The 6,000-nt window shown below is 54.3% G+C and carries 6 protein-coding genes; 4 read left to right on the plus strand and 2 right to left on the minus strand.

What is annotated here, in order from left to right:
• Positions 1-171: 171 nt before the first annotated feature.
• Positions 172-1,119, minus strand: coding sequence for a LysR family transcriptional regulator (locus TW80_RS11980; protein WP_045997601.1), 948 nt, complete (start codon positions 1,117-1,119; stop codon positions 172-174).
• Positions 1,120-1,218: 99 nt separating this feature from the next.
• Between TW80_RS11980 and TW80_RS11985 the strand changes: the two genes are divergently transcribed.
• The 4 genes from TW80_RS11985 to TW80_RS12000 all read left to right on the plus strand — a co-directional run bounded on the left by TW80_RS11985 (position 1,219) and on the right by TW80_RS12000 (position 5,783).
• Positions 1,219-2,154 carry an amidohydrolase family protein gene (locus TW80_RS11985; protein ID WP_045997602.1) on the plus strand — a complete coding sequence of 312 codons (936 nt, stop codon included), beginning with the start codon at positions 1,219-1,221 and terminating at the stop codon, positions 2,152-2,154.
• The gene (locus tag TW80_RS11990) at positions 2,147-4,060 is read left to right on the plus strand and encodes a TRAP transporter permease (RefSeq protein WP_045997603.1); all 1,914 of its coding nucleotides are present in this window, start codon (positions 2,147-2,149) and stop codon (positions 4,058-4,060) included. Before TW80_RS11985 ends, TW80_RS11990 begins: the two co-directional genes overlap by 8 nt.
• A 26-nt stretch (positions 4,061-4,086) precedes the next feature.
• Positions 4,087-5,052, plus strand: a complete 966-nt coding sequence (locus TW80_RS11995; RefSeq protein WP_045997604.1) for a TAXI family TRAP transporter solute-binding subunit — start codon at positions 4,087-4,089, stop codon at positions 5,050-5,052.
• Positions 5,053-5,120: 68 nt separating this feature from the next.
• Positions 5,121-5,783: a dienelactone hydrolase family protein gene (locus TW80_RS12000; RefSeq protein ID WP_045997605.1), complete on the plus strand. Its 663-nt coding sequence runs from the start codon at positions 5,121-5,123 to the stop codon at positions 5,781-5,783.
• An 18-nt stretch (positions 5,784-5,801) separates the two neighbouring features.
• Here the strand turns inward: TW80_RS12000 and TW80_RS18300 are convergent.
• A partial coding sequence (locus TW80_RS18300) for a hypothetical protein (protein ID WP_204218496.1) occupies positions 5,802-6,000 on the minus strand: 199 nt, incomplete at its 5' end.

A 6,000-nucleotide genomic window follows, 5' to 3' on the forward strand; every position in this document is an offset into this window, starting at 1 on the left:
CTTGGTGACGTCCGGAATACGAACGGAGTGCCATTAAATGCTGGCACATTCGAGTCAGCAATTTACGTGCAGCCGCGATGTGTGTCAATATTTTGCCACATAGATAACATCGTTTGGCCTCAAGGATTAAGCGGCAATACGCTGAATTTCGCGTATCGTTTCGTGGCCAAATTAGCGTGTTTTGCGCTGTCGCCTGAGATTTGGTTCGCGCATCTTGCCTGTAAACGCCATTTCCAATTGCTGACGCAGCCACGCATGGGCTTGGTCCTCTTCGAACCTGCGATGCCAGATCAGGTGGTTTGCAATGGGCGCAACCTCGAGAGGGACCGGGACGGTCGCGAGCCCATAGCGTGCGGCAAAATATTCGCTGGCGCGGTTCGTAAAGACCCCAATCAAATCAGATTCCAACAAAAGCTCTGGGACGATTGTAAAGCTCATCAATGTCGCCGCAATTGTACGTTTAACGCCATGTTCGGCAAGCACAGCATCGAAAGCTGCCCGGCGGTCGCTCGTCGAACTGACAACCAAATGAGAATATTTCAGGATATCGTCGACGCTTGGTTGCTTTGTTTTTTCGATCAGGGGGTGATCCTGTCTACACAAGCAAACAAAGCGGTCCTCGTAGGCAAAGCTTGTTTGTAGATGCGGTGGCGTTCCGTCGATCCAACCCACGGCTAGATCAATCTCGCCATCTTCGATCAGTCGGGTGGCATAGTCACGGTCAGTTGTGCGCAGGTTCACCACAATTCTGGGCGCAACGCGGCCCAGGTGTTTGAGTAAGGGTAGGAACACTGGCAGACTAAACCGATCTGGCGCACCAATCGCAAAGCTGGCTTGCGCTGTTGCAGGATCGAAATCTGTACGGGGCGCTGCACAAATCCCCACGTCTTGAATAATGCGGGCCACAATCGGGGCGAGTTCGGCCGCACGCGGTGTCGGGCTGAGCCCATCAGGCGTACGCACCAAAAGAGGATCTTCGAACCGATCACGCAGCCGTTTCAAGGCGTTTGAAATAGCCGATTGGGTGCGGCCCAGACGCTCTCCGGTGCGGGTGACGCTACGCTCTTCGAGAAGTACATGCAGAACAACCAAGAGGTTAAGATCAAAATTACCAAGCATTTTCAGTCGTCCATTAATTTGATGAATGTTGTATTACACAAATATCCATTTTTCAAATGATGACCCGTCAGGCACGATGCCACGCGGGAGGACATCTTGATGGCGAAATCGCATGTAATTCAAAACAATGACACGGTTCAGGCAGGGCCTGCGACCGATTATATGTCGTTTCACCCTGCCCCCAAGCGGCCAGAGTTTTGTCCCCCGGACGGTGCTGTTGATGCCCATTGTCACGTCTTTGGCCCTGCTGATCAGTTCAGTTTTGCACCAACGCGTAAATACACGCCTGTTGATGCTCCGGCAGCGCGATTGTTTGCGCTGCGTGATCACCTAGGATTTGCGCGCAACGTCATTGTCCAAGCAACCTGCCACGGGACCGATAACGCGGCGATGCTTGACGCAATTGCACGATCAGACGGACGTGCGCGCGGCGTTGCTGTCATTGAAAAGGATACAACCGAAGCAGAACTCTTGCGTTTGCATCAGGGTGGCGTGCGGGGCGTGCGGTTTAACTTTCTCAAGCGCCTTGTCGGGGATGCGCCCAAGGGCGACTATATTCGTATCGCTGAACGCGCGGCGGAAATGGGTTGGCACATCGTTGTCTATTTCGAGTCCCAAGAACTGCCGGATCTCGCGTCGTTTATTACCGCCCTGCCCGGCACCATCGTGATTGATCACATGGGGCGTCCTGATGCGTCAGGTGGTTTGCAGGATGTCGGGTTCGCAAACGTGCGCGAACTGTTGGATAAAGATGAACGGTTCTGGGTCAAGGTTTCTTGCCCCGAGCGTTTGACACAATCGGGCCCACCCTACGGCGATGTTGTGCCTTTTGGGCGATATCTGGTTGAGGCCTATCCGGATCGTGTCCTGTGGGGGACTGACTGGCCGCACCCCAATATGCGTTCACATATGCCTGATGATGGGGCGTTGGTCGATCTGATCCCCCAGATCGCACCGACAAAGGAACTTCAGCGCAAGCTTTTGGTCGATAATCCGATGCGGCTTTACTGGCCAGAGGAGGTCGCAGATGTCTGATCTGAACACGCAATCCGTTTGGACGCGCCGGACAGTTGCCTTCTTGGCGACCACGATGTGTGTTGCCTGTATTTTATGGAATATCGAGGCGCACACCCGCCTTGGGTTTGCGATTTTGCGTCAGCAATATATGGCGCTGCAATTAGGGCTGGCACTATCCATTGCCTTTCTGAGCTATGGGTTGCGTGGACGACCTGTCACCCGGCCACATTTCATTAACATTGTCTTTGCGCTCATTTGTCTTGTGACCTTGATCTATGCGGCAATCCATTTTGTTTGGCTTCTACAAGAGCAATTCTATCGCCCATGGCAAATCACACTTGTCGGAAGCGTTGTCGTGGTAGGCGTCATGGAGGGCGTCCGTCGACGCGCAGGCTGGATGCTGTTTTCGATCGTCGGGCTATTCTTGATCTATGCATTGTTTGCTGATCGTGTTCCGGGTCGGCTCATTGGGCGAGAGCTATCACCCGTGAGGTTGGTCGATTACGTGGGGTTTGACAGCTCTGCGGTCTTTTCGTCGCCTTTGGCGGTCGGCACAGTCACAGTCTTGTTGTTCGTATTCTTTGGTCAGCTGCTTTTTGCGGCAGGCGGCGGCGCTTTCTTTACTGATCTGGCGATGGCCGCGACCGGTCGGGCACGCGGCGGAAGCGCAAAGATTGCGGTTGTCGGGTCGGCGCTGTTTGGGTCGATTTCTGGATCTGCGGTTTCGAACGTTGCGACAACCGGTGTGATAACCGTGCCCATGATGCAGCGCGGTGGGTACTCCAAAGAAGATGCAGGCGCGATCGAGGCTGTCGCTTCAACTGGTGGTCAATTGACTCCGCCGATTATGGGTGCGGCCGCGTTTCTTATGGCCGAGTTTTTGGACATTCCCTATACCTCTGTCGCAGCGGCGGCTTTGATCCCTGCTGCCTTGTATTACCTTGGCGTTTTTACCCAAGTTGATCTGATTGCGGCGCGCGACGGAATTGCAGCCCCCGAAGATGCGAACCTAACTGTTCGCAAGGTGCTGGCTGAGGGGTGGCATTTCCTCATCCCATTTGCCGTTTTGTTGTACGGGTTGTTTGGATTGCGGCTTGATCCAGAAGACTCCGCGTTGCTTGCTTCAATCGCGATTGTCGCAGCGGGTGCAATTCGGGGCTACAAAGGAACGCGGTTGACCTTTGCAACGTTTGGCCAGGTCTTTGTCAGCACGGGCACATCCATGGTCGACCTGATCCTTGTCGTGGCCGCTGCGGGGTTCGTCATTGGGGTATTGAACGTCACCGGGCTAGGTTTTGCGCTGACATTGATGTTGGTCGACTCTGTTGGGTCCAGCTTGTTCCTGTTGCTTCTGATTTCAGCTGTGGTTTGCATCATTTTGGGCATGGGGATGCCCACTTCAGGGGTCTACGTTCTATTGGCAAGCCTGGTCGCGCCATCTTTGGTCGAGGCAGGTGTGACACCGATCGCGGCGCATCTGTTCATTTTGTATTTTGGCATGATGTCGATGATCACCCCACCTGTTGCGCTCGCGGCATTTGCCGCTGCTGCGATTTCCGGTGCCGGTTCATTTGCAACGGGTGCCGCTGCGATGCGGATTGGTTGGGCGGCCTTTATCTTGCCATTCGCATTTGTCGCGACGCCCGCCCTGCTGTTCGAGGGCACAGCCCAAGAGATCTTCCTCTCGACAGCACTGACAGCATTCGGAATTGGCGGCGTCACAATCGCGATTGTCGGGTTTTGGGCGGGGCGCCTGAACCATCTCTGGCGTCTTGGTTTCGGAGGCTTCGGCGTCCTTGCCTTGCCGCTTGGTTTCTTTGCGGTGCCGCTCTGGGTGCATTTCGCAGCGGTGCTGGTGTTGCTGGCATGCGCGGTGGTCCGGCTGGCAAGAGGAGAGGCCGCCCCCACCAATCAAGCAACTTAAACGTTTTATCCATGGGAGGAAAAATCATGAAACGACTATCATTCGCAGGTCTTGGCCTGAGTGCGATGATGTTTGCATCGGCAGCAACGGCCCAAGTGGTCACGATGGCAACAGGTGCGCAAGGATCGCTTGCCTACAACTCTGGCCAAGCTGTCGCCGTTGTTGCGAACGACAACGGGATCACCGTGCGCACGCAACCGCTTGTTGGTTATATGCCACTGCTGAACGCTGGCGAAGTCGACTTTGGCTACTCAAACGGTGCCGAGGCGAGCTTTGCGCTGACAGGCACTGGGAATTTCACCCGCGAGCATCCTAATGTGCGTTTGGTCGGCGAGATGTTCGGTCTGACAACAGGTATCATGGCGCCTTGCGACCTCGGTCTTGAAAGCATCTCTGATCTTCAAGGGCGCAATGATCTGCGGATCGCCTCTGAATATACATCTTCGACAATTATTCCTTTCTATATCCAAGGTGCCTTGGCGACGAGCGGGCTAACTTACGAAGATTTCGATCAAGTGCCCGTATCCAGCTTTGTCGCTGGGATTAATGCTTTGGGTGATGGGCTCGTTGATTTGGCATTGGTCAGCTTGAATGCCGGTGCCGGTCAACAAGCGGCGGTTCAGCTCAAGTCGCGCGGCGGTCTTTGCTATATTTCAATGGAAAGCGGAGATGAGGCCGCTCAGGCGCTAGAAGACGTGTTGCCAAGTGGCTCAATCGCCACGCTCCCACAGAACGAAAACATCAACGGGTTGCAGAATTGGGGTGCTAACCTCGTGAGCGTTCCTTGGATGCTGTTGACCCACGCCGATGCTGACGAACAAACAGTCTATGATTTGGTAAAGGTCATCCATGGTAATAAAGAGGCATTGGGTCAATCATTCGGGGCGTTTAACCGTGCTAAGTTTGATCAAATGGCACCAGCAAGCGTCACACCTTACCACCCAGGCGCATTGCGTTTCTATCAAGAGGTCGGCGTGACTGTCGGCGAATAAATCAAATTGACCTGCCCGCGCGGCACGGGCGGGTCTCTTCCTTTCTATTGTATGAGGAACAAAATCCAATGATGACTACAATTCAGGCGACTGATGGCCATTCCTTTGATTGCTGGATGGCAACCGCCAAAGGGGCACGCCGGGGCGGCATTGTGATCTTGCAAGAAATCTTTGGCGTTACTGATCAGCTCAAGGGGGTCGCTGATCGCTATGCTGCGCTTGGGTATGATGTTGCGATCCCTGCGCTGTTCGATCGTCAGCAAAAGGATGCGGTTATTCCCTTCGCCGAGGCGCTGCGCGGTCGTGATCTCATGCTTGCGGCGAATTTGGAAACGACCATGCTTGATGTCGATGCAGCGGTCCAATCGCTCAAGGCGAAAGGTGGTAAGGTCGGCGTCATCGGATTCTGTTGGGGTGGTGGGCTGGCTATTCGCGCTGCCCAAATTCTCGATGTCGCGGCGAGCGTCGCTTTCTACGGGACACGACTACCCACCTATCAGATCGCCCCATTACAGGTTCCGGTACAGGGTCATTGGGGCGCGGATGATAGCCACGTTCCAGCAGAGATGCTTAATGCGGCCCGTGCCTATTTTCCGTCAATGGAAGTCCACATCTATGACGGCGCCGGGCACGCCTTTGCAAATGATGCGCGGCCAAACGACTACGTCGAAACCGCAGCCGAAGAGGCGCATCAGCGCACACAAGCTTTCTTTGCCCATCATCTAGGCTGAATTGCAGTCGGATCGGAATCAAGCGCTGGCACGGCTCACGCTTGATTCCGTTTTATCTTGTGTGCTGAAGGGTAGAAGCATCCATATATAGTGTTGTGCGTGAGCTGGGATATGTAGCCGAGCATCCCGTCCTTCACTGAAGGGATCACAACCCATTGATTTCGTTACATTTCTTATCTTTTTCATCTTTTTTGTGTGAATTTGGTAAAAAGGGGTT

The sequence above is a fragment of the Loktanella sp. S4079 genome (genome assembly GCF_000967725.1).
Lineage (GTDB): Bacteria > Pseudomonadota > Alphaproteobacteria > Rhodobacterales > Rhodobacteraceae > Yoonia.